Below are 21,184 nucleotides of genomic sequence, written 5' to 3'. Positions count from 1 at the left end.
GCAAGAGCACGCCATGTCGCTTACCGCCGCTCTCAACTCGGCTCGCTCCTCGCTCATGGCGTCGAGCGTTCAGTCGTCGGTCATCTCGCGCAACATCGCCGGTGCCAGCGCCACCGGCTATTCGCGCAAGCTCACCGTGCTGGACAATCTGCCCGGCGCCGGCGTCTATGTCGCGGCGATCCAGCGCGCCGCCAGCTCGGGCCTCTACAACAACGTCCTGATCGCGACCTCGTCGTCCGCCAAGCAGACCGCGATCTATGACGGCCTGCAGAAGATCGCCACCGCGACGGTGGACGATCCGGAGCTCGACCAGTCGCCGACGGCGCAGCTCAACGCGCTGAAGCAGGCGTTGCAGAAATATGCCAACGCCCCTGACAACGCCACCCTGGCGCAGGCGGCCGTCGCGTCCGCCAAGGACATGGCGACCGCGCTCAACCAGGCGACCCGGACCGTGCAGTCGGTCCGCGAAAGCGCCGATGCCGACATGCAGACGTCGGTTCAGAACATCAACCAGTTGCTGTCCCGGTTCGAGACCGTGAACACCGCGATCGTGAAAGGCACGATCTCCGGCGACGACATCACCGACTATCTCGATCAGCGCGACAGCATCGTCTCGCAGCTGTCGCAGGAGGTCGGCGTCAACATGTCGATCCGCCCCAACGGCGACGCGGCGCTCTACGCCGACAGCGGCGTGGTGCTGTTCGACAAGACGGCGCGGACGGTGAGCTTTGCGCCGACGAATGCCTACACCGCCGGCACCACGGGGAACGCCGTCTACATCGACGGGGTCCCGGTGACCGGCGCCAATTCGGTGATGCCGCTGAAGTCGGGCAAGCTCGCCGGCCTCGCCCAGCTGCGCGACCAGGACACCGTCACCTATCAGAGTCAGCTCGACGAAATCGCACGCGGCCTGATCAATACGTTCAGGGAAAGCGATCAGACCGCCGCGGCGCTGCCCGACGTTCCCGGCCTCTTCACCTATCCGGGCGCACCGGCGATGCCGGCGAGCGCAACCGTCTCGGTGGGTCTCGCCGGCACGATCTCGGTCGCGGCCTCGGTCGATCCGACCCTGGGCGGCAACCCGAATCTGCTGCGCGACGGCGCGATCAGCGGCAACCCCGCCTACCAATACAACACCGCCGGACACGGCGGCTATTCGGCCCGGCTGCAGCAGCTCATCGGCGGCATGGATGCCGCGCAGCCGTTCGACGCAACGACGCAGGGCAAGCCGAGCGGCAGCCTGATCGACTTCGCATCGTCGTCGGCGAGCTGGATCGAAAACCAGCGCAAGACCGCCGACGCCAACTCCGAGTACCAGAGCACATTGCTCAACCGCAGCATCACGGCGTTGTCCAACGTCAACGGCGTCAACATGGACGACGAAATGGCGTTGATGCTCCAGGTCGAGCGCACTTATTCGGCCTCGTCGAAGATCATTTCGACCGTCGATGAAATGCTGCAGAGCCTGCTGGCCGCCGTGGGGAACTGAGCCATGATGAGCGCAAACTACATTTCCACCCTGATGCTGTCCTCGTCGTTGAGGTATTCGATCACGAACAACCAGGCAGCGCTGAGCAGGGCGTCGACCGAAGCGACCACCGGCCGCTTCTACGACGTTGGTCTGGAACTCGGTGCGACGACGGGAAGCGACCTCACGCTGCGGGCGGACTGGAGCTTTGCCGACCAGCTCGTCGACACCAACGGTCTCGTCTCGGGACGCCTCGACGTGACGCAGAACAGGATCACTCAGCTCAGCAAGACCGCGACGGACTTCCTCAAGGACCTGATCGCGGCCCGCAGCACCGACGGCGGCGGGCGGGTCATCCTGCCGCCTGCTGCGTCCAATCTCCAAGACCTGATCGGCGCACTGAACGTCTCCTATAACGGCTCCTATCTGTTCTCGGGCATCAACACGCAGAATGCGCCCATCACGCCTTACGCCGCGGGCTCGGCCAGCAAGAACCAGGTCGATGCGGATTTTCTCGCGACCTTCGGCTTTCCGCAATCCTCACCCGCCGTGGCCACCATTCCGCCGGCCCAGATGCAGACCTTCCTAGACACCACCTTCGATGCCGAGTTCGCGAGCCCGGCCTGGAACACCAACTGGTCGTCGGCGACTGACCAGACCATGCAAAGCCGCATCTCCACCACCGAGATCGCGGACACGTCCGTGAGCGCCAACCAGATCGGCTTCCGCAGGCTCGCCGAGGCCTACACCATGATGGCCGATCTCGGCAACGTGAAGCTGAGCCAGGAGACGTTCCAGGTCGTGGTGGACAAGGCCATCGGGCTGGTCGGCAACGCCATCAACGATCTCGCTGCGCTGGGCGGCAGCGTCGGCACGGTCCAGCAGCGGGTCACCACCGCAACCGCCAAGCTCAAGACGCAGCAGGACATCCTGAACAATCAGATCGTCGGCATGGAGAAGGTCGATCCGACCGAAGCCTCGGTCCGGGTCAATACGCTGCAGACACAGATCCAGACCGCGCTGGCGCTCACCTCGCAGCTCCAGAAGATCAGCCTCATCAATTATCTCTGAGCCAAGGCTGCGCTGTCAGGCTCGTAACCTTTGTCCAGTTGTTCGGTTTTCTGCGAAGAGTGGTCCTGATGACGTTTGAAGCCTATGAAGCGGTCGTTGATGATAGTGGCTATGAGGCGCGCAGCCGTGAGCGGCAGGCACTCAGCCTTGGCATCGACCGGCTCGAGCGGATCCAGAAGGGGCGTTCCAGCCTCGAGGATCAGGTCGAGAGCCTGCTCTATGTGCGGCGGCTGTGGACGATCTTCATCGAGGATCTCGCGCACCCGGACAACGGCCTGCCGGACAAGCTGCGTGCCGACATCATCTCGATCGGCCTGTGGGTGGTCAAGGAAGCCGATCGTCTCCGCGAGCAGCGGTCCAGCGACGTGGTGCAGCTCATCGAAATCAACCGCCTGATCCGAGACGCGCTTTAATGAAGATCTCCTTGCGCGCGGGCGAACGGATCTACATCAACGGCGCGGTGCTCCGCGTCGACCGCAAGGTCTCCGTCGAGCTCGTCAACGACGTGATGTTCCTGCTCGAAGGGCAGGTCATGCAGGCGTCCGACGCCACCACGGCGCTGCGGCAGCTCTATTTCATCGTCCAGCTTATGCTGATGAACCCGACCGACGTTCGCGACGCTGCGGCGCTCTACGCCCAGCATCACGCGGCCCTGTGTGCCGTTTGCGAGAACCGCGAGATGCTCGGTGGGCTCGGCGCGATCCACGAACTGGTTGGGGCGACCCGCTATTTCGAGGCGCTCAAGCGGATTCGCGCGTTGTTTCCGGTGGAGCAGGCCATCCTGGCCGGCGCCGCCGCCGTTTCCCCAGTCGAAGCTGCCTGACAGCGGAGGGACAAGATGAACGTCAACAGCGCGACCGACAGCACGAGCAGATCCAGTTCGACCGACACCAACTCGACGACGTCGAGCAACAGCGTAGACTACAACACGTTTCTCCAGCTCCTCATCGCCCAGATGAAGAACCAGGATCCGACCAATCCCATGGACACTGCGCAATATATGAGCCAGTTCGCCCAGCTCTCGACAGTCGAGCAAGCGATGCAGACGAATGCGAAGCTGGACGCGCTGCTGTCCTCGCAGTCCTTGTCGCAGGCCAACGGGCTGATCGGGAAGACGGTCAGCTTCACCGACTCGACCGGCGCGACCTTCAGCGGCAAGGTCGTCTCGGTTTCCATCAACAGCGACGGCTCCATCGCGACCCTTCAGGACGGCACGAAGGTCGCGGTCGGACCGGGGCTCACGATCAGCCAGTCATGAACGAGCGGGACGCCCTCGATATCGTCCAGGCGGCGATCTGGACCATCATCGTCGCCTCCGGGCCTGCGGTCGGCGCAGCCATGCTGGTCGGCACCGTCATCGCGCTGATCCAGGCGCTGACCCAGATCCAGGAGGTGACGCTGACCTTTGTTCCGAAGATCATCGTCATTCTCCTGGTCGTTGCCGTCTCCGGCTCCTTCATCGGCGCGCATCTGTCGACCTTCACTGAGATGGTCTATTCCAGGATCGAGCGCGGCTTCTGATCCGGACGGCCTGGCACCATCCCCGCGTAAGCTTTGCGCGGCAGATTGCGAACCGGACCCCTCTGCCGGTGACCCCATGGCCGATACGTTAGCTGCTAGCCCGCCCAATCAGCGCCGCCTCGGAACGGATGCCTTTTTCGCCGCCGGCATCGTGACCATGCTCACGATCCTGTTCCTGCCGATTCCTCCGATCCTGATCGACCTCGGCCTCGCGTTCTCGATCGCGCTTTCGGCCCTGATCCTGATGGTGGCGCTGTGGATTCAGCGCCCGCTCGACTTCTCTGCTTTCCCGACCGTTCTGCTGATCGCGACGATCCTGCGCCTGGCGCTGAACATCGCGACGACGCGCCTGATCCTGTCACGGGGCGGGGAGGGTGAACATGCGGCGGGCCATGTCGTTGCAGGCTTCTCGAAGTTCGTCATGGGCGGCGACTTCGTCATCGGTCTCATCATCTTCGCGATCCTGGTGACGGTGAATTTCGTCGTGATCACCAAGGGCGCGACGCGTATCGCCGAAGTCGGCGCCCGTTTCACCCTCGACGCCATCCCGGGCAAGCAGATGGCGATCGATGCGGACCTGTCCGCCGGCTTGATCGACGACAAGGAAGCCCAGCGACGGCGCCGCGAGCTCGAAGAGGAGAGCGCGTTCTTCGGCGCCATGGACGGCGCCTCGAAATTCGTCCGTGGCGACGCCATTGCCGGTCTCATCATCACCGCGATCAACATCTTCGGCGGCATCGTCATCGGCGTCACCCATCACGGATTGACTCTGTCCCGCGCGGCCGACGTCTACACCAAGCTCTCCGTCGGCGATGGTCTGGTGTCGCAGATGCCGGCGCTGATCGTGTCGCTGTCGGCGGGCCTCCTGGTCTCCAAGGGCGGCACCACGGGCTCGGCGGAGCAGGCGGTGCTGCGGCAGCTCGGCGGCTATCCGCGCGCGGTGTCGGCCGCCGCGCTGATGATGTTCGTGCTCGCTTTGATGCCGGGACTGCCGATGGCGCCGTTCGTGCTGCTTGGGGGTGTCATGGCCTTCGTCGGCTATTCGTTGCCGAAGCGGCAGGCCGCGCTGAAGCAGAAGGAGGAGGCTCGCAAGGCCGACGAGCGCGCCCAGGCTGAGGCCAAGGAGTCCGTCAAGGAGCAGCTCAAGACCGCCGAGATCGAGCTGGCGCTCGGCGGCCACCTTTCGGTCCATCTGTTGGGCTCGCGCACCGAGCTTGCCCACCGCGTGGCCAAGATCCGCAAGAAATTCGCCAAGCAGTACGGCTTCGTCATTCCCGAGATCAAGCTCACGGACAATCTGTCGATCGATCCCAAGAGCTACCAGATCCGGATTCACGACACGCGCGTTGCCCATGGCGAGCTCAGGCTCGGCGAGGTGCTGGTGCTGGTCGACAAGGATGGCAAGCCCGACGTGCCGGGCTACGAGGTGATCGAGCCTGCGTTCGGCATGAAGGCGCTGTGGGTGACGGAAGCCTTCACCGACGAAGTCAAGCGGCAGGGCTGCAAGCCGGTCGACAATCTGTCGGTGCTGCTCACGCATTTGAGCGAAGTGATCAGGGCGCACCTCGCCCAGCTGCTGTCCTACAAGGACATGCGCGCCCTGCTCGACCGGCTCGATCCCGAATACAAGCGCCTGGTCGAGGATCTCTGCCCGTCGCAGATCTCCTATTCGGGCCTGCTGGCGATCCTGAAGATCCTGCTTGCCGAGCGAGTCTCCATTCGCAATCTTCACCTGATCCTCGAGGCGATCGCCGAGATCGCGCCCCATGTGCGGCGCTCCGAGCAGGTGGCAGAGCACGTGCGGACCCGGCTCGCCCAGCAGATCTGCGGTGATCTCTCCGACAATGGCGTGCTCAACGTGGTTCGTCTCGGCAACCGCTGGGACCTCGCTTTCCACCAGAGCCTGAAGCGCGATGCCAAGGGGGACGTCGTCGAGTTCGACGCAGACCCGCGCTTAATCGAGCAGTTCGCGACCGAAGCCAGCGCCGCGATCCGGAAATTCACCGAGAGCGGCACCAGCGTGGTGATGGCAGTGACGCCGGAAGCGCGCCCCTATGTCCGGATGATCCTGGAGCGAGTGTTTCCGACATTGCCGATCCTGTCGCATGTCGAAGTCGCGCGCAGCGCCGAGATCAGGGCGCTCGGAGCCATATCGTGATCTCAGGGCTCGCCGACAGCGTGCTGGTGACGTTCATCGTGTTTTGCCGCATCGGCGCCTGCCTGATGCTGGTGCCCGGCTATTCCAGCGTCAACGTTCCGCCCCAGGTGCGCCTGTTCGTCGCGCTGGTCACGACGTTTGCACTGACGCCGATCCTGATTGCCGTCCTGAAGCCGCTCACGGACAACGCGGCTCCCCTGACGCTCGCGCTCCTGATCTGCTCCGAGCTCGTGGTCGGCAGCGTCATCGGGCTCGGCGGGCGCGTTTTCTTCCTCGCCCTCCAGACCATGGCGACCATGATGGCGAGCGCGATCGGGCTGAGCAACATTCCGGGCACACCGATCGGCGACACCGATCCGGCGCCAGCCCTGGTGCCGCTGATCATGGCGGCTGTCACCACGCTGTTCTTCATGACCGACCAGCACTGGCAGGTGCTGCGGGGGCTGATGAACTCCTACGACGTCTGGAAGCCCGGCAGCAGGCTGGGCGGCAGCGTCGCGCTCGAGCTGCTCGTCGGCCGCCTTTCGGAAGCGTTCGTGCTGACGCTGCGGATCTCGAGCCCTTTCATCGTCTATTCGGTCATCGTCAACCTGGCGGTCGGCCTGATCAACAAGCTGACGCCGGCCATTCCGGTCTATTTCATCTCGGTGCCCTTCGTGCTGTTCGGCGGCTTCCTGCTCCTCTACCTCACCAGCGACGAGCTGCTGACGCAGTTCATGCTGGGCGTGTCGTCGTGGCTGGCGGAGTGACCGGGTCATGACATCGCGCGCGGACAAGCTCGGCCGGATGGTCTCGCTGGTGAAGCTGCAGCTCCGGCTCTCCGAATGGCAGCTCGCGCAATTGCGGCAGCAGGAGCGCAGCCTGCAGGACGAGCAGGAATGGCTGGTCGGAGCCTTGAACGATGGAAAGCCGCCGGCGGGATCGTCGAACGAATCGATCGCGCGGCGTCTCAACAGGGCGAGCGTCGGCGCACGTGCGGTGCAGGCGCAGGCCGTGCAGCAGCTCGACCAGGTTCGCCGGGAGACCCGCCGCGTGAAACAGCTCGAGGAGGTCGCCAAGGCCGCACTCGCAGACAAGCTCCGCGATGCCGAGAAGCGCTCGCTCGAGGACATGACGGGAACGAGCCTTACCGTGCAAGCCTGGACGCCACAGCCAGCCAATCGGAACAAGACATGATCGTGACAGCGACGCCCGACCTCGTCCTCGACGTCCTCGAAGCCGCGGACCCCGCGACGCAGCGCGCCGCGACCGCGAAGCTCGACGCGCTGAAATCGTCGGACGCCGACTTCGCCGCCACGATGGAGGCGGAAGTCGGCAAGGCCAAAGCGGCGACCGCCGATCAAGCCGCGGCGAAAGTCGCGGAAGCGCAGTCGGGTGCCGTGAATGGCGCGCCGGTGCAGGTGATCAAGGCGCCGGCATCCGGCGAGATTTACCGGAAGTTCGAAGCCTTCATCCTCCAGACCTTCGTCGAGACGATGTTGCCGAAGGAGTCGGAGGAGGTCTTCGGCAAGGGCACGGCTGGCGGCGTCTGGAAATCGATGCTTGCAGAGCAGCTCGGCAGCCAGCTGGCAAAGGGCAACGGTGTCGGCATCGCCCGGCAGCTCGCCGCCGCACATCCGGCTGGACCGGACGCTGCGAAGGCCAAATCATGATCCGCGAACGGGTGACAGAAGTTGAGAGGTGAATTTCCAATGCAGGCACAAGAAGGCGCGGCGGCCGTGGCGATGGACCAGACGGTCGCGGACACCGAGATGGTGACGACGGAAGCCGTAGCGAGCGATGCGCTGCTGCCCGTGCTGCTGCCGATCGGGGGTGGCGAGGCAAGGGTCGGCGCCGCGGACACGATGAGATCGGACGAGATGCGTGGCCTGCTGGCCGCAATCCGCCGGCTCGCGACTATCGTCGAGGAGGAGACGACGGCACTCGCGACGGGCCAGAAGATCGATTTCGACGACTTCAGCGCGCGGAAGAGCCGGAGCATGCTCGAGTTCGTCCGCCTGATGCGGGCGCGGATGCACCTTGGCGGCGAGGTCGAGATCACCGAGGAGATTCAGCGGCTGCGCGACAAGCTCGAGCGGAATCGATCCATTCTGGAGATGCACTACGACGCAGTCCGGGAGGTCGCGAGCATTATCGTCAAGGCGGTCAAGGACGCCGAGTCCGACGGCACCTATACCGGTCGCACAGCGCAGGACGGAAAATGATCAGGCTGGTGCTGGCCGGGCTTTGGGTATGCATCCTCACGGCAGGCACGAGCTATGCCGTTGCCTATTGGAAGGAGAAGGGCAGCCTGCTGCCGGCGAAGGACGAATATCTCGAAGGGCTGCAATATCACAAGACGCGGGCGCTGAGCGTGCCGATGGTCGAGAACGGCAATGTCCAGGGCTACATCGTCGCCCGCTTCGTCTACACCATGGAGGCGCGGACCATGCACCAGCTGAACGTCCCGCCGGAGCCGTTCGTCGTCGACGAGGCCTTCCGCAGGATCTACGCCGACGATCGTCTCGACTTCAGGAAGCTCGCCCGTTACGACCTCGCCATCCTGACGACGGCCATCAAGCAGCGCGTCAACGAACGGATGCAGGGTGACATTGTCCAGGACGTCCTGGTCGAGGACTTCAACTATGTCTCCAAGGAAGAATTCCAGCAGAAGCCATAGCTCTTTTCTGCGGCCATCCTTCGAGAGGCCGCTACGCGGCTCCTCAGGATGAGGACGGAATGCGCGGCGCCAGTCTCAGCGCGCACCGGGGCCGACTAGCCTCATCCTGAAGGAGGCGCGTCAGCGCCGTCTCGAAGGACGAGGCGTGCGCTCAGCTCGCCGCCAAAAGTGCAACGGCCTCCGCGAAGCTGCTTCGCAGAGGCCGTTGCCGGTTCGTGGCGCTGTCCTGCCGTGTCAGTTGCCGGCCGGGTATGCCGCGGGGGCGGCCTGCGTCCTGTTCAGTAGAATGCCGACGTCCTCGAGCTCCTGCACCGGCTCGTCGAGAGTTTCGCCCGCCGGGATGTTGAGGCGGTAGCCGACATAACGCCTTGCCACGATCGCGTCGAAGCCGAGGCGGTCGCGGAGCTTCTTGCGCAGCTTGCTGACGTGGCTCTCGATCACGCTCTCGTCGAATGTGGACTCGAAGATGCCGTAGACCGCATTGAAGATCTGGGTCTTGGTGATCCACTTGCCGTGATTGGCCACCATATATTCGAGAATGCGCAGTTCGCGGCGGGGCAGGGTGAGGGCGTGGCCCGCGATTTCGGGATCACGGCCGTTGAAGAAGACCTGGATCCTGCTCTCGCAGGGCCTCGGCAGCTCGCCCACCCGGCGGCGCGCGATCGCGGCCGTTCGTGCCAGGATCTCGCGCAGGTGGATCGGCACGTGCACGACGTCGTCCACGCCCGATTCGAACAGCTCCAGCGTGTTCTTGAGCATCTTCTGGCCGCTCATGGCAATGATGGGAGCCGAGGAGCGCTTGCGCATCGCCCGCGGCAGGCTTCCGCGGGCATCGCAATCGCCGAGGAGAAAAGCGTCCACCGCCGCCAGATCGGACTCGCTCGCAGATTGCAGCCAGTCCCAGAATTCTCCGGAGGAGAAGCCGATCGACGATACGCCTTCGCGAACGAGCCCTCCGACATAGCTGTTCGCGACGCTCTCACGATCATCAACGATAATATACATCAGTCTTTCGCCCCTGTTTCGCACTTGTTGCGGCCGGTTGGTGTTGTGATGCTCCGGCTCGGCAACGATGCTGTTTGACGACATTCCATCCCGCGAACCGTTGTTGTGGTTTCGATATTCGCGGGCAGCCCTACGCATTCAGTGCCTGCGTCTCGCAGGCCTGTTACTTCAACTCAATACTGAAACGCTTACTGCGTGAGGCTCGGCGGGTGTCTTACTGGTCACCTCGCGGAGCAGATTGAGAAACGACCTAGAACAGTTGCGCCAAGTTGCTCATCGCGTCCGAACACTGCTGAAACCGTGTCGATCTCCTCGCCAACTGGCGAGAATCACTTGAGTAGAACCGTAGCGATTGCCGATTCCCGATCAAGCGTGCGGAAGAAAGCGATTGCTACACGCGCTTGATGCTGTTGATTTGTTTCGGGTGTTTCTTGATGTATTCGATCGTATCAGTTGATTTTGATACGAAACTAGTTTTGCATCGTGATGGTTGTATAGTTCCGCATCCCCGTACAATTACAGCTATTTCGGGTGGTGCTCCGGGGCACGCACATTGATGGGTTTTCAACCCCGGATTGACTCTGGAACTCGCTTTTCCGCATGCGGAAGTTCGACTCACGTCTGCGCCGCGCCTCCAGCTTGATGAAATCTTGGCGAGTGTGTGTCTTTCGAGTCGCACTATCGCCACGTGTGTGGCGCGATCGACTCATGCGACGACGCATCGCGCGCGATGAACGGCTTTCGACCCGCACGTTTCAGGCAAGCTTCGACAGATAACGTCGTCGCTCGACAGACCGAACCGAACGGAGCATTTTCATATGTTGTCCGATGGACAAGCTCGTCCCAACGCGACCGCGGACGCTTCCGCGGCGGCGAAGCCAGCGCCGGAGGCGAGCGATTCATTGGACAACGCGGCGCGGACGACCAAGCCTGCCGCGAGTGCAAAGCGCGTATCGGCGACGGCGAGCGACGAGGCTCTCGCAAAGGAGGCACTCGACGGCTTGAAGCGGATTCGTGCCAAGGCCCGCCTCGACAAGATGGCGATCCCGAAGCCGGCGCCGGTCGTGATCAAGCCGGCCGTGATCGTGGCGAAGCCGCCGCCACCCCGTCCGACCTGGGTCGCGCCGCTCGCAACTCTGGCGGTCGCTGCCATGCTGGTGGTCTGCGCCTGCACCGGCGTGATCGCCTATCTCACCACCCAGCCCGCGCCAAACAACGTTGCGGCCAATGCGGAGATCAGGAATCTGCGCGAGACCGTCGCGCAACTGCGCAAGCAGGTGTCGAGCGTGTCTGAAAACCTCGATGGCTTGCGGACCGCGGTCGATCAATCCAGCAAGGTCACGAACGATCGCTTCGGCCGGTTTGCCGAGAATCTCGACCGGATCGAGCGGGTGAGCTCGTCCTCTACGGTGAAGCTCGACAAGCTCGCTCAGGCGCAGACCCAAGCTCAAGCGCCCGCGCCGGCGACGGTGCAGACGCAGCCGGTGTCAGCGCAAGGGCCGATGATGGCCGCGGTCGCCGCGCCCGAATTCACGGGATCGGTGCCTGCACCCGAGCGTGCATCGGCGCCGCGCAAGGCGATCAAGGGCTGGTCGGTCCGCCAGGCCTATGAGGGAATTGCGATCCTGCAGGGCCCGAACGGTGTCATCGAAGCCGTGCTGGGACAACAGGTGCCCGGCCTTGGCCGCATCGAAGAGATCAGGAACGAGAACGGGCGCCTGGTGGTGGAATCAAGCGGCGGCGTCATCTATTCGTCACGCAAGGCAACGCCCTGATCGAGCCGCCTTCTATTGGCGGTGATGCTCGAAGCTGGTGCACAGCAGATCGACCTCCGCCTCCGCGATCGGCGCGCGAAAAAGGCGGCAGCTGAACTCGACCGTCGTCTTGCTGTCGGCACTGGCGCGATCCTCCCGCAGGAAGATGCACCGCTTGCAGACGTCGGTGTGGTGCCGCTGCTCGGCGGCATCGGAGTGGTCCAGCACGTGCCGGAACGTGTCGCGGAAGCGGATTTTGACTTCATCGTCGAGAACAGCAATCGCTTCGAGAAGGACGTTGACGGGATCGCGCACCAGGAACTTCTTGCCCTGCTGGGTCACGCTCAACGTCACCGACCGCTTGTCCGTCGCCGAGCGCTTCCGCTCGAGATAACCGAGCCGCTCGAGCTCGCCGATGATGAACGAGGCGGTGCCGCGCGTGGTGCCGACGTAGCTCGCCAGCGCCGAGGGGGTTCGGGAAAATCGGTTGGCGCGGGAGAGGAAGCGCAGCGCCATCCATTCGCGGTCGCGCAAACCGTGCTTGGTGCCTTCGAACCACAGGATGCGTGCGGCCTGCTCCAACAGTTCAATCGATTCACGAGCCAAATTCATTTCAGTTCCAGGTCGGACAAACGTTTATTCAATTGGGCCTCCGCTAGCGCAATCGGAGACCCGCTCGCGCTGCTTCGTCCGTTGCGGGCGAGCATCGCGCGTCGCGGGAAGAAGCCTCTGCGTTTCCGAAGATGGAACTTCCGGCCGTGGAACTAGGGTGTCACAAAGAAAGACCGGGTAAATCGCGCGGCCAAGATCTTTCGAAAATTTCAATCAAATGACGGCGGTTCGCACGGAATTGGCGATGATGAGCGATGCGTAAGCACATGATGTGTCACCATCGTCGCTGCGATTGCTATTTGTTGCGGCAGAGCCTGTCGGGTGTGCGCTCAGGCGCATTCTGTGCAGCGACAAGCGGCCTGGCCGGCAGGCAAAGAACCATTTTTTTCGGTTAATGGATGTTGCGATGCAGTGCAGCCAGACGGTTAAGTCCGGCACACGGCACACGGCACACGGCCCACGCTCCGGCGGGCGGCGGACACCGGTGCTCGCTAACGAAGGGATGAAGTGGTGAGCCGCGTGCTCGCAGGCTGGTGACTTGCGTTTATCCGGCAATTACGGGCGAATGCGGCGCCCGAGGGGCATCAGCATGGGAATCAGGAATGGGAAGATCGATGAGCTTTGAAACCACCATGACATCCGACGTCGTTGGACTGACGAAAGTTGCCCCGCTCTCGCGCCGCGGATTCATGAGCGCCACCGCGGCCGTCGCCGCTGGCTACACGCTCGCGGCCGGTCCGGTCCGGGCCGACATCATCACGACGGATACCAGCGGCCTCCAGGCCGGCGATGCCAAGATCAAGGTCGGCTCCGAGGAAATGCCCGCCTATTTCGCCGGCCCGGCCGGCAACGCCAAGGCGCCGGTGGTCATCGTGGCGATGGAAATCTTTGGCCTGCACGAATACATCCGGGACGTGACGCGCCGCCTCGCCAAGCTCGGCGCGTTCGCGGTGGCGCCCGACTATTATTTCCGCAAGGGCATCGACCTGACCAAGGTGACGGATATCAAGGAGCTGCTGCCGGTGGTGAATGCGAAGCCGGACGCGGAGCTGTTGTCGGATCTGGACGCGACGGTCGCCTGGGCAGGATCGCAAGGCGGCGACACAACGAAGCTCGGCATCATCGGCTTCTGCCGGGGTGGCCGCACGGTCTGGGAATATGCCGCTCACAGCGGTGCGCTCAAGGCGGGCGTTGCCTTCTACGGGACCTTGGTCGATCCAGCCAACCCGTTGTGGCCGAAGAGCCCGCTGCAGCTCGCGCCCGAGATGAAGGCGCCGGTGCTCGGCCTCTATGGTGGCGCCGATACCGGCATTCCCGTCGCCCAGGTCGAGCAGATGAAGGCCGCGCTCGCGCAGAGCAAGAAGACGGCCGACTTCAAGATCTACCCCGAAGCGCCGCACGGCTTCCATGCCGACTATCGCGGCAGCTACCGCAAGGACGCCGCGGAAGATGCCTGGAAGCAGGCAGAGGCCTGGTTCAAGAAACACGGCGTGTTGAGCTGACGGTCAATCAAGAGGGCGGCCCAAGTGGCCGCCCTTTCTCTTTCATGTGACGGTCTCACTTCGTCATCGCGCCGTAGACGATGTCCTGAACCTGCTCGCGATAATACTTCCTGAGCTCACCCGGTGCCGCTGTGCCCACGACGACGACGAGACGCTCCTTGGGATCGCAGAAGAACTGCGTCCCGTAGGCTCCGTTCCAGGTGAACTCGCCCGGATTGCCGGGGACTGACGATAACCCTTCGCTGGTCCGGACCGCCACCGAAAGGCCAAAGCCGAAGCCGCCGCGATGCGGCTCGACATTGGCGACGTTGTTCTTGATCTCGGGGCCGAGATGGTTCGCCGTCATGTGACGGACGGTCTTCGGACCTAGAATGCGCTGCCCGTCGAGCTCGCCGCCGTTGAGCAACATCTGTCCGAAGCGGATGTAGTCGCCGACCGTCGCGAAGGAGCAGGCGCCGCCGCAGTCGAACTTGGTTGGAGTGTCCAGGAGCTTGATGGCCTGCGGCTTGCCCGTCAGCGGATCGTTCGGGAAGGGGCGGGCGAGGCGCGGGCGCTGCGCCTCGGTCGGATGGAAAGTCGCATCCTTCATGCCGAGCGGCTGCCAGACATTGGCAGCGAGATAGTCGCCAAGCTTCTGCTCGCTCACCTTCTCGACGACAGCGCCGAGCACATCAATCGAAAAACCGTATTCGAACGCGGTCGAGGGCTGCTGCGCCAGCGGCAGCTTGGTGATGCGATCGATGAAAGCCTGGGTGTCGCCTTCGATCGCCGGCGCAATGCCATCGGGATATTGCCGCGCCACCGGGCTCGATGAGTCGGGGCGGCCGCCATACATCAGCCCCGACGTATGCCGGTAGAGATCGTGGATGAAGATCGGCGAGGCCTGCGGTTCGAGCTTGAGTGATCCGTCCGCCTGAGGCACGCCGACCTTCATGTCGGCGAAGCCCGGGTAGTATTCGGACAGCTTGGCCTGGAGTGGCAGCCGTCCCTGCTGCATCAGCGTCAGGCCGGCGACCGCTGCCATCGGCTTGGTCATCGAGGCCAGCGCGAAGATCGCATCGAGCGGCATCGGCGTACCCTTGGCCGGATCGAGCAGGCCATAGGCCTTGTAGTGGACGAGCTTGCCGTCGCGCGCGATGGCGACCACTGCGCCGGGAACGCGCTTGGCCGCGATCTCGCGCGCGAAGAAATTATCGAGGCGTGCAAGGCCTTGCTTCGAAAATCCGACATCGTCGGGATTGGCTTCGGGCAGCGGCGCAGCGCGCGCGGCGCCGAGCGTGACGACAGCAATCGTTGCCGCGATCATGGCGATCGTCTTGTTCATTGCATTCTCCCAAGAGGCGAGCTCGTTGTGCAGTGGCTCGCTCGATGCCTAGATCATGACCGCACAGGGACGAAGTCAAGCGCGGGGGCGGCATGTCTGGGACGCATCGGAGCGCCGGAACCCTAACGTCCTTCGCCTGCGCGCCAGAGAGCGTCGAGGCCGTGCCGATAGGTGGGGCAGGCCAGCGTGACGCCGAGCTCGTGCTTCAATTTCTTATTGGAGACGCGGGCGCTGCTGGCATAGAAGCTGCGCGCCATCGCCGACATCTCGGCGGTGGCGAACGCTTCTTCCGGCGGCGGCGCCACGCCCATCAGCTGCGCGGCATAGCCGATCACGTCCTGCGGCGACGCCGGCTCATCGTCGCAGACGTTCCAAACGCCGCCGCCCTGGTGACGAAGAGCGGCCATGATCGCGCTCGCGATATCGTCGACGTGGATGCGGTTGAACACCTGTCCCGGCTTGATGATGCGCCTCGCCGTTCCCGCGCGCAGTGTCGCCAGCGCGTTGCGGCCGGGACCGTAGATGCCCGCAAGCCGCAGGATCGCGGCATCGCCGCCCGTCGCATCCGTCCAGGCCTGCTCCGCCGCGATCCGCATCCGCGTGCGGTCGAGGATGGCCTGCGGCGGCGTGCTCTCGTCGACCCAGCTGCCTGCGTGATCGCCGTACACCCCGATGGTGGAGAGATAGACGACCTTGCGGCGGCTTCCCTGCAGCACGCCGCCAAACGCCGCGATCGCGGGATCGCCGGTGCTGCCGGGCGGGATCGATACCAGGAGGACGTCGGCGTCGCGAACCCGTTCAACCGTCTCGGGCGACGGAGGGCTGCCGGAAAATGGATGCACCTCGATCCCGGCAAGGTCATTCCGCTGCGCGGGATCGCGTACGGTACCGGCGACATGCGAGAAGCTGCCGCCGTGCTTGCGGACGAAATGCCGCGCGCTGTAGCCGAGGCCGAGGATGAAGAGCCGCATGCGTCTCCTGTGCAGATCGAAAGTTCCCGTTCGCGCCGTCGCGCGCAGTTCGCTCATAAGAGATTTTTGGGTCCGGCAAAAGATATTGCGATTTGTCTCGCCCTCCGGCTCGGCCGATGATCGCTTTACGCAGCGCCGGAAGGGAGGCATCGATCATGCAGGCCGAAGCGTTGGTTCAGGCGCCAGCAGACGCCGCCGAACTGATCCGGGGAGCGGCCGCGCTGATCTTCGATGTTGACGGCACCCTGGCCGAAACCGAGGAGCTGCATCGGCAGGCCTTCAATCTCGCCTTCGCCCGCCTCGGTCTCGACTGGCAGTGGGACCGCCCCGTCTACAAGGACCTGTTGCGGGTGACGGGCGGCAAGGAGCGCATGCGCACCTACCACGAGAGGCTAGTGACCGCTCCGCCCTTGTCGGACGGGGACATCGCAGAACTTCACCGCATCAAGACCGCGCATTATGCCGAATTGGTCGAGACCGGCCGCTGTCCCTTGCGGCCAGGCGTGACGGATTTGCTCAGGGCCGCGAAGGCGCGCGGCCAGCGGCTTGCGATTGCGACCACCACATCGCACGGCAATATCGATGCGCTGCTGTCGCAGGCGCTGGGCAAACGCTGGGCCGCGGATTTCGATGCGATCGTCGCCGGCGACGACGTCAGGCACAAGAAGCCGGCGCCGGACGTGTACCTCGAGATCCTGGCGCGGCTGAAGCTCGAGGCGTCCGACTGCGTTGCGATCGAGGATTCCGCCAACGGCCTGGTCGCGGCCTCGCGCGCCGGCATCCCGGTTCTGATCACCCGCAGCATGTTCTTCGGGGACGACGACTTCACCGGCGCGCACATCGTGCTCGACGATCTGTCGGAACTTTCCGACCGCCAAACAAAAACTGAAAAACAACCCCATGCACAGTAGATCACGCTCGCGTGATCGCCGTGCTCAGTGGACGCGGTGACTTGCTCTATCGTCCTCGGCCTGCTCGACAATCTGCGCGATCGGGCTGGACTGATGGTGCACCAGGCGCCAGTCGTCGCCGACGCGGCGAAAATGGTTCGCCGCAGCCAACGCGGTGCCGTCGACGATCTCGATGCAGAGCACGCGCGCGCTGTCGCCGTCGACGATGGCCTGCGGCTCGGCACAGACGATCTGCGGCCGCTGCGGGTTTTGCAGGATGTCGCGCCAGCTTCCGATCACGGTGGCGCGGCCGATGATGGCCGGCCAGCCGGGATGGATGCAGGAGATGCCGTCGTCATCCGCCCACATCCGTTCCATGCCGGCGAAGTCGCCGGTCGAGAACGCCGCGTAAAAGGCCGCGTTGGCGGCGATGACCTTGGTGTCGTTTCCCATCGCTCTCGGGTGGGGCAAGGACAGGCAAAAATCAAGCGCGACTTTCCGTCGACTTTGGCCGCAGTGCAGCATTCAGGATGCTGCCCGCGTCGTGGTCACGCCGAAACGTGCGTTGCCACGGCCCGCCGCGCGCCGTCGGCATAAAGGCGGCCGAGCGCCGCGGCAACAGCCTCGCGCAGGCGCGGCTCGGCGCCGAGCGGCCCGAACACCTTTGCTACCCCGAGCAGTGCCGGTGCGAGGCGCTCCGCAACGGGTCCTGCCTCGCGCGCCAGCGCGGCGAACTCGGCGGCGAATGGATCGCGCACGTCGATCGGCCGTCCCTGCTCGTCGACGCCGCTGACGTAGCGCATCCAGGCGGCGACCGCGAGCGCATGCGTTGCGATCGGCAGGCCTCTGGCAAGGCGATCGTGTATCGCGCCGAGCAGCCGCTGCGGCAGCTTTTGCGAGCCGTCCATGGCAATCTGCCAGGTGCGATGGTGCAGCGCCGGATTGGCGAAGCGCTTGAGCAGCGAGGCGCGATAGGCGGCGAGATCCGTGCCCGCGGGCATCGTCAGCGTCACCGCGGCCTCTTCCATGACCTGCGCGGCAAGGCGCGCAAAATGCGGATCCTGCATGGTGTCGGCGATGGTCTCGTAGCCGGAGAGATAGCCGAGATAGGCCAGCGCGGAATGGCTGGCGTTGAGGAGCCGCAACTTCATCAGCTCGAACGGCTTGACGTCGCCGACGAGCTCGACCCCCGCTGCGGCAAGGTCCGGCCGGCCCGCGGTGAAGCGGTCCTCGACCACCCATTGCGTGAACGGCTCGGTCATGACAGGCCAGGCGTCGCGCATGCCGAGCGCAGATGCGACCGCATCGCGGTCGGCATCCGTCGTCTCCGGCACGATGCGGTCGACCATGGTCGAGGGGAAAGCGACCGCATCCGCGATCCACTTGCCGAGTTCCCTCGAGCGCAGCGCGGCGAACTGCGTCACGATCCGCTGCACGGTCTGGCCGTTGGCGGCAAGATTGTCGCAGCAAAGCACGGTGAAGGGCGAAAGACCCTGCGCCCGCCGCCGTGCCAGCGCGGCGACGATGAAGCCCGGCGCCGAGCGCGGCGCGTCGAAATTATTGAGGTCGTGCACGACATCACGATGCCGCTCGTCGAGATCGCCGGTCTGCGGCGTGTGGCAATAGCCCTTCTCGGTCACCGTGAGCGAGACGATGCGGATGGCTGGATCGGCCATCCGCTCGACCAGGGCTCCCGGCTTCTCGCGCGCGACGACGCTGTCGAGCAGGGCGCCGATGACCCGGTGCTCGGTACCTTCGGCGGCACGCACAGCGACTGTGTAGAGATGGTCCTGCGGGGCGAGGGCGTCGCGCGTATCCGGGCTGCGCAGGCTCGCGCCGACGATGCCCCAGGACATGCTGCCGCTAGCAAGGCAGTCGTCGATGACCACAGCCTGATGGGCACGATGAAACGCCCCGAGCCCGAGATGCACGATGCCGGGCGTGACGCGCGAACGGTCATAGGCCGGACGGCGGATGGCAGGTGCCAGCCGGTCGAGATTGGCGCGACCAAGGCGCATCGAGCTCTGGCGCATGGACGTCTCCCCTTGCTTTGCCGCTGCTTGACATGGCGTCCGTATCAGGTCAATGCTCCGGTCAATTGGTAAGACCAATTTTCCAAAATTGGCGGGTCGCGGGCGCCGGAGGCGCCGCGCGAGACCTTTTCGGGAGGACCAGCGTGCCGCTGGAAGCTGTGGAGGCGAGACGGCTCTATCGCCAGGTCGCCGATCAATTGCGAAGCCTGATCGACAGCGGCGAGTACGCGGTCGGCAGCCGCTTGCCGACCGAGCGCGACCTCGCCGAACAGCTCAAGGTGTCGAGGCCCACGGTGCGCGAAGCCTTGATTGCGCTCGAGGTCGAAGGGCGCCTGCGCATCCGCGTCGGGTCCGGCATCTATGTGATCGAGCCCGCCGCCGTGGCCGCGCCCACACAAGCTGCCGTCATCGAGGGCCCGTTCGAGCTGTTGCGCGCCCGCGAATTCCTGGAGAGTGCCATCGCCGAACAGGCCGCGCGCGTGGCGACGAAGGGTGACGTCGCCCGCATCGACGCCTCCCTGGTCGCGATGGAGAATGTCGAGCATCCCGGCGAAGCCTCGATGGTGCACGACCGTGCGTTCCACGTCGCCATCGCCGGAAGCCTCGGCAACGCCGTGCTGGTGCGCGTGGTCGGCGAGCTGTTCGACCAGCGGCTCAATCCCTATTTCGCGCAGCTCGCGCATTATTTCGAGAACCCGGGCACGTGGCGCACGGCACTCGACGAGCATCGCGCCGTGCGCGACGCGATCGCGGCGCGTGATCCCGAGGCGGCGCGCGAAGCCATGCGCGTTCATCTGGCGCGATCCCAGGAGCGCTTTGCACAGAACTTTGGCGCCGAGAACGCCGCAGCAGCGGCCTCGGGGCGAAGCCGGACCGCGCGATCCCTGGCCAAGCCGGCGACACCAAAGCGACCACCGAAGAAGCGGGCTAAAGAACGAGCCAAAGAACGGGCCAAGACCGGCAGCTCGCGGCGGCGATAAGGATTGGGCGGCCCGCATCCATGCCGGGGCGGCAAACAAGAAGCAGACTTGAACGATGGAGGAAAAGTCGATGTTGAAGAAGATGACGATTGCAGCAGTGATGTCCGCCGCCACGCTGTTGGCAGCGACCAGCGCGGGCATGGCGCAGACCAAGCTCAAATGGGCCCATGTCTACGAGCCCTCGGAGCCGTTCCACACCGCCTCGGTCTGGGCCGCGCAGGAGATCGGCAAGCGCACCAACGGCCGGTACGCGATTGAGGTCTATCCGGCCTCTCAGCTCGGCAAGGAGACCGACATCAACCAGGGCCTCTCGCTCGGTTCGGTCGACATCATCATCTCCGGATCGAGCTTCGCGGCCAAGAGCTTCGCGCCGATCGGCGTGACCTATTATCCCTACACCTTCCGCGATGCCGATCATCTGCTCGCCTACACCAAGAGCGACATCTTCAAGGAGCTCGCCAAGGGCTATGAGGACAAGAGCGGCCACCACATCGTCGCGGTGACCTATTACGGCGTGCGCCAGACCTCGTCGAACAAGCCGATCAAGACTTGCGCCGACATGAAGGGCCTGAAGATCCGCGTGCCCGACGTTCCGGCCTATCTCGCAATGCCGCGCGCCTGCGGCGCCAACACCGCGCCGATCGCGTTCGCCGAGGTCTATCTCGCGCTCCAGAACGGTACCGTCGAGGCGCAGGAAAATCCCCTGACCACGATCGAGGCCAAGAAGTTCTACGAGGTGCAGAAGCACATCGTGCTGACCGGCCACATCGTCGACCATCTCAACACGGTGATCGCCGGCGCGCTGTGGAAGAAGCTCAGCGACGAGGACAAGAAGATCTTCACCGACGTGGCGCAGGAGGCGGCTGCCAAGGCCACCGGAGAGATCAAGCAGAACGAGGCCAAGCTGGTCGCCTTCTTCAAGGACAAGGGCCTGACCGTGACCGAGGTCGACAAGAACGAGTTCCGCGACACCGTGCTGAAGAACGTCGCGTTCGAGACGTTCGGGTACCGCAAGGCCGACTGGGAAAAGATCCAGGCGGTCAAGTGACCGCCGCTTGCCCCGCCATAAGACCCTCATGGTGAGGAGCGCGAAGCGCGTCTCGAACCATGAAGGCCCGGTGTCGCCCGGGGGGCATCCTTCGAGACGCTTGCTTCGCAAGCTCCTCAGGATGAGGAGCGGAGCAAGCGTGAGACAGTAGAACAAAGACGTCATTCCGGGTCCGACGCTGACGCGTC

23 protein-coding genes are annotated in these 21,184 nt (G+C 64.4%); 17 read left to right on the top strand and 6 right to left on the bottom strand.

All coding sequences use genetic code 11. From position 1 onward, the window contains the following. Positions 1 to 13 precede the first annotated feature (13 nt). From flgK to I6F17_RS03260, 12 genes are all read left to right on the top strand, one after another. On the top strand, positions 14 to 1,489 hold the full coding sequence (gene flgK / locus I6F17_RS03315; RefSeq protein ID WP_036046292.1) for a flagellar hook-associated protein FlgK: 1,476 nt from the start codon (positions 14 to 16) through the stop codon (positions 1,487 to 1,489). A 3-nt stretch (positions 1,490 to 1,492) separates the two neighbouring features. Further along, on the top strand, positions 1,493 to 2,539 hold the full coding sequence (locus I6F17_RS03310; RefSeq protein WP_225123924.1) for a flagellar hook-associated family protein: 1,047 nt from the start codon (positions 1,493 to 1,495) through the stop codon (positions 2,537 to 2,539). A 68-nt stretch (positions 2,540 to 2,607) separates the two neighbouring features. Continuing rightward, positions 2,608 to 2,952: a flagellar biosynthesis regulator FlaF gene (gene flaF / locus I6F17_RS03305; RefSeq protein ID WP_225123925.1), complete on the top strand. Its 345-nt coding sequence runs from the start codon at positions 2,608 to 2,610 to the stop codon at positions 2,950 to 2,952. Beyond that, complete coding sequence (flbT, locus tag I6F17_RS03300) at positions 2,952 to 3,362, top strand: flagellar biosynthesis repressor FlbT (RefSeq protein ID WP_225123926.1); 411 nt, start codon at positions 2,952 to 2,954, stop codon at positions 3,360 to 3,362. Before flaF ends, flbT begins: the two co-directional genes overlap by 1 nt. A 15-nt stretch (positions 3,363 to 3,377) precedes the next feature. Continuing rightward, positions 3,378 to 3,797 (top strand): flagellar hook assembly protein FlgD, encoded by a 420-nt coding sequence (flgD, locus tag I6F17_RS03295; protein WP_157281883.1) that lies wholly within the window; start codon positions 3,378 to 3,380, stop codon positions 3,795 to 3,797. Further along, entirely contained in the window at positions 3,794 to 4,060 is a 267-nt protein-coding gene (fliQ, locus tag I6F17_RS03290; protein ID WP_025034323.1) for a flagellar biosynthesis protein FliQ, read from the top strand. Before flgD ends, fliQ begins: the two co-directional genes overlap by 4 nt. 76 nt (positions 4,061 to 4,136) lie before the next feature. Next, a complete protein-coding gene (flhA, locus tag I6F17_RS03285; protein WP_225123927.1) occupies positions 4,137 to 6,218 on the top strand; it encodes a flagellar biosynthesis protein FlhA in 2,082 nt (693 codons plus the stop codon). Then, positions 6,215 to 6,967 (top strand): flagellar biosynthesis protein FliR, encoded by a 753-nt coding sequence (gene fliR / locus I6F17_RS03280; RefSeq protein WP_225123928.1) that lies wholly within the window; start codon positions 6,215 to 6,217, stop codon positions 6,965 to 6,967. The genes flhA and fliR overlap by 4 nt, the downstream gene beginning before the upstream one ends. A gap of 7 nt (positions 6,968 to 6,974) precedes the next feature. Next, positions 6,975 to 7,394 carry a hypothetical protein gene (locus I6F17_RS03275; protein WP_225123929.1) on the top strand — a complete coding sequence of 140 codons (420 nt, stop codon included), beginning with the start codon at positions 6,975 to 6,977 and terminating at the stop codon, positions 7,392 to 7,394. Further along, positions 7,391 to 7,870, top strand: coding sequence for a rod-binding protein (locus I6F17_RS03270; protein WP_225123930.1), 480 nt, complete (start codon positions 7,391 to 7,393; stop codon positions 7,868 to 7,870). Before I6F17_RS03275 ends, I6F17_RS03270 begins: the two co-directional genes overlap by 4 nt. A 39-nt stretch (positions 7,871 to 7,909) precedes the next feature. Continuing rightward, entirely contained in the window at positions 7,910 to 8,422 is a 513-nt protein-coding gene (locus I6F17_RS03265) for a flagellar biosynthesis protein FlgN (RefSeq protein WP_225123931.1), read from the top strand. Then, on the top strand, positions 8,419 to 8,877 hold the full coding sequence (locus tag I6F17_RS03260; RefSeq protein ID WP_036007081.1) for a hypothetical protein: 459 nt from the start codon (positions 8,419 to 8,421) through the stop codon (positions 8,875 to 8,877). The genes I6F17_RS03265 and I6F17_RS03260 overlap by 4 nt, the downstream gene beginning before the upstream one ends. 234 nt (positions 8,878 to 9,111) lie before the next feature. Here I6F17_RS03260 and I6F17_RS03255 read toward each other — a convergent pair whose 3' ends face one another. Then, a complete protein-coding gene (locus I6F17_RS03255) occupies positions 9,112 to 9,882 on the bottom strand; it encodes a response regulator transcription factor (RefSeq protein ID WP_036027407.1) in 771 nt (256 codons plus the stop codon). 818 nt (positions 9,883 to 10,700) lie between these two features. Between I6F17_RS03255 and I6F17_RS03250 the strand changes: the two genes are divergently transcribed. Next, positions 10,701 to 11,657 (top strand): hypothetical protein, encoded by a 957-nt coding sequence (locus tag I6F17_RS03250; protein ID WP_225123932.1) that lies wholly within the window; start codon positions 10,701 to 10,703, stop codon positions 11,655 to 11,657. 12 nt (positions 11,658 to 11,669) lie between these two features. On the opposite strand, the gene I6F17_RS03245 is transcribed toward I6F17_RS03250, so the two are convergent. After that, positions 11,670 to 12,248 (bottom strand): MarR family transcriptional regulator, encoded by a 579-nt coding sequence (locus I6F17_RS03245; RefSeq protein WP_225123933.1) that lies wholly within the window; start codon positions 12,246 to 12,248, stop codon positions 11,670 to 11,672. Between the two features lie 614 nt (positions 12,249 to 12,862). Between I6F17_RS03245 and I6F17_RS03240 the strand changes: the two genes are divergently transcribed. After that, entirely contained in the window at positions 12,863 to 13,750 is an 888-nt protein-coding gene (locus I6F17_RS03240; RefSeq protein WP_225123934.1) for a dienelactone hydrolase family protein, read from the top strand. A 55-nt stretch (positions 13,751 to 13,805) separates the two neighbouring features. On the opposite strand, the gene I6F17_RS03235 is transcribed toward I6F17_RS03240, so the two are convergent. Both I6F17_RS03235 and I6F17_RS03230 read right to left on the bottom strand, forming a co-directional pair. Next, a complete protein-coding gene (locus tag I6F17_RS03235; protein WP_225123935.1) occupies positions 13,806 to 15,074 on the bottom strand; it encodes a serine hydrolase domain-containing protein in 1,269 nt (422 codons plus the stop codon). A 122-nt stretch (positions 15,075 to 15,196) separates the two neighbouring features. Beyond that, positions 15,197 to 16,045: an SDR family oxidoreductase gene (locus tag I6F17_RS03230; protein ID WP_225123936.1), complete on the bottom strand. Its 849-nt coding sequence runs from the start codon at positions 16,043 to 16,045 to the stop codon at positions 15,197 to 15,199. 155 nt (positions 16,046 to 16,200) lie between these two features. On the opposite strand from I6F17_RS03230, the gene I6F17_RS03225 reads away from it, so the two are divergent. Further along, positions 16,201 to 16,956: an HAD family hydrolase gene (locus tag I6F17_RS03225; protein ID WP_225123937.1), complete on the top strand. Its 756-nt coding sequence runs from the start codon at positions 16,201 to 16,203 to the stop codon at positions 16,954 to 16,956. Between the two features lie 24 nt (positions 16,957 to 16,980). On the opposite strand, the gene I6F17_RS03220 is transcribed toward I6F17_RS03225, so the two are convergent. Beyond that, the gene (locus tag I6F17_RS03220) at positions 16,981 to 17,388 is read right to left on the bottom strand and encodes a nuclear transport factor 2 family protein (protein WP_036007097.1); all 408 of its coding nucleotides are present in this window, start codon (positions 17,386 to 17,388) and stop codon (positions 16,981 to 16,983) included. 95 nt (positions 17,389 to 17,483) lie between these two features. Then, the gene (locus I6F17_RS03215; RefSeq protein WP_225123938.1) at positions 17,484 to 18,968 is read right to left on the bottom strand and encodes a mannitol dehydrogenase family protein; all 1,485 of its coding nucleotides are present in this window, start codon (positions 18,966 to 18,968) and stop codon (positions 17,484 to 17,486) included. Positions 18,969 to 19,111: 143 nt separating this feature from the next. On the opposite strand from I6F17_RS03215, the gene I6F17_RS03210 reads away from it, so the two are divergent. Together I6F17_RS03210 and I6F17_RS03205 are read left to right on the top strand one after the other, a co-directional pair. Continuing rightward, on the top strand, positions 19,112 to 19,948 hold the full coding sequence (locus I6F17_RS03210) for a FadR/GntR family transcriptional regulator (protein ID WP_225123939.1): 837 nt from the start codon (positions 19,112 to 19,114) through the stop codon (positions 19,946 to 19,948). A 70-nt stretch (positions 19,949 to 20,018) separates the two neighbouring features. Beyond that, entirely contained in the window at positions 20,019 to 20,996 is a 978-nt protein-coding gene (locus tag I6F17_RS03205) for a sialic acid TRAP transporter substrate-binding protein SiaP (protein WP_225123940.1), read from the top strand. Positions 20,997 to 21,184: the final 188 nt, after the last annotated feature.

Source organism: Bradyrhizobium sp. NBAIM18, from assembly GCF_020193825.1.
Classification (GTDB): Bacteria; Pseudomonadota; Alphaproteobacteria; order Rhizobiales; family Xanthobacteraceae; genus Bradyrhizobium; species Bradyrhizobium yuanmingense.
This window is presented reverse-complemented; position numbering and strand designations above follow the sequence as displayed.

What these genes read in the sequence shown, in the direction of transcription:
- flgK (WP_036046292.1), top strand. Translation starts at nt 14, where the DNA reads ATGTCGCTTACCGCCGCTCTCAACTCGGCTCGCTCCTCGCTCATGGCG.
- I6F17_RS03310 (WP_225123924.1), top strand. Translation starts at nt 1,493, where the DNA reads ATGATGAGCGCAAACTACATTTCCACCCTGATGCTGTCCTCGTCGTTG.
- flaF (WP_225123925.1), top strand. Translation starts at nt 2,608, where the DNA reads ATGACGTTTGAAGCCTATGAAGCGGTCGTTGATGATAGTGGCTATGAG.
- flbT (WP_225123926.1), top strand. Translation starts at nt 2,952, where the DNA reads ATGAAGATCTCCTTGCGCGCGGGCGAACGGATCTACATCAACGGCGCG.
- flgD (WP_157281883.1), top strand. Translation starts at nt 3,378, where the DNA reads ATGAACGTCAACAGCGCGACCGACAGCACGAGCAGATCCAGTTCGACC.
- fliQ (WP_025034323.1), top strand. Translation starts at nt 3,794, where the DNA reads ATGAACGAGCGGGACGCCCTCGATATCGTCCAGGCGGCGATCTGGACC.
- flhA (WP_225123927.1), top strand. Translation starts at nt 4,137, where the DNA reads ATGGCCGATACGTTAGCTGCTAGCCCGCCCAATCAGCGCCGCCTCGGA.
- I6F17_RS03275 (WP_225123929.1), top strand. Translation starts at nt 6,975, where the DNA reads ATGACATCGCGCGCGGACAAGCTCGGCCGGATGGTCTCGCTGGTGAAG.
- I6F17_RS03270 (WP_225123930.1), top strand. Translation starts at nt 7,391, where the DNA reads ATGATCGTGACAGCGACGCCCGACCTCGTCCTCGACGTCCTCGAAGCC.
- I6F17_RS03265 (WP_225123931.1), top strand. Translation starts at nt 7,910, where the DNA reads ATGCAGGCACAAGAAGGCGCGGCGGCCGTGGCGATGGACCAGACGGTC.
- I6F17_RS03260 (WP_036007081.1), top strand. Translation starts at nt 8,419, where the DNA reads ATGATCAGGCTGGTGCTGGCCGGGCTTTGGGTATGCATCCTCACGGCA.
- I6F17_RS03255 (WP_036027407.1), bottom strand. Translation starts at nt 9,882, where the DNA reads ATGTATATTATCGTTGATGATCGTGAGAGCGTCGCGAACAGCTATGTC.
- I6F17_RS03250 (WP_225123932.1), top strand. Translation starts at nt 10,701, where the DNA reads ATGTTGTCCGATGGACAAGCTCGTCCCAACGCGACCGCGGACGCTTCC.
- I6F17_RS03245 (WP_225123933.1), bottom strand. Translation starts at nt 12,248, where the DNA reads ATGAATTTGGCTCGTGAATCGATTGAACTGTTGGAGCAGGCCGCACGC.
- I6F17_RS03240 (WP_225123934.1), top strand. Translation starts at nt 12,863, where the DNA reads ATGAGCTTTGAAACCACCATGACATCCGACGTCGTTGGACTGACGAAA.
- I6F17_RS03235 (WP_225123935.1), bottom strand. Translation starts at nt 15,074, where the DNA reads ATGAACAAGACGATCGCCATGATCGCGGCAACGATTGCTGTCGTCACG.
- I6F17_RS03230 (WP_225123936.1), bottom strand. Translation starts at nt 16,045, where the DNA reads ATGCGGCTCTTCATCCTCGGCCTCGGCTACAGCGCGCGGCATTTCGTC.
- I6F17_RS03225 (WP_225123937.1), top strand. Translation starts at nt 16,201, where the DNA reads ATGCAGGCCGAAGCGTTGGTTCAGGCGCCAGCAGACGCCGCCGAACTG.
- I6F17_RS03220 (WP_036007097.1), bottom strand. Translation starts at nt 17,388, where the DNA reads ATGGGAAACGACACCAAGGTCATCGCCGCCAACGCGGCCTTTTACGCG.
- I6F17_RS03215 (WP_225123938.1), bottom strand. Translation starts at nt 18,968, where the DNA reads ATGCGCCAGAGCTCGATGCGCCTTGGTCGCGCCAATCTCGACCGGCTG.
- I6F17_RS03205 (WP_225123940.1), top strand. Translation starts at nt 20,019, where the DNA reads ATGTTGAAGAAGATGACGATTGCAGCAGTGATGTCCGCCGCCACGCTG.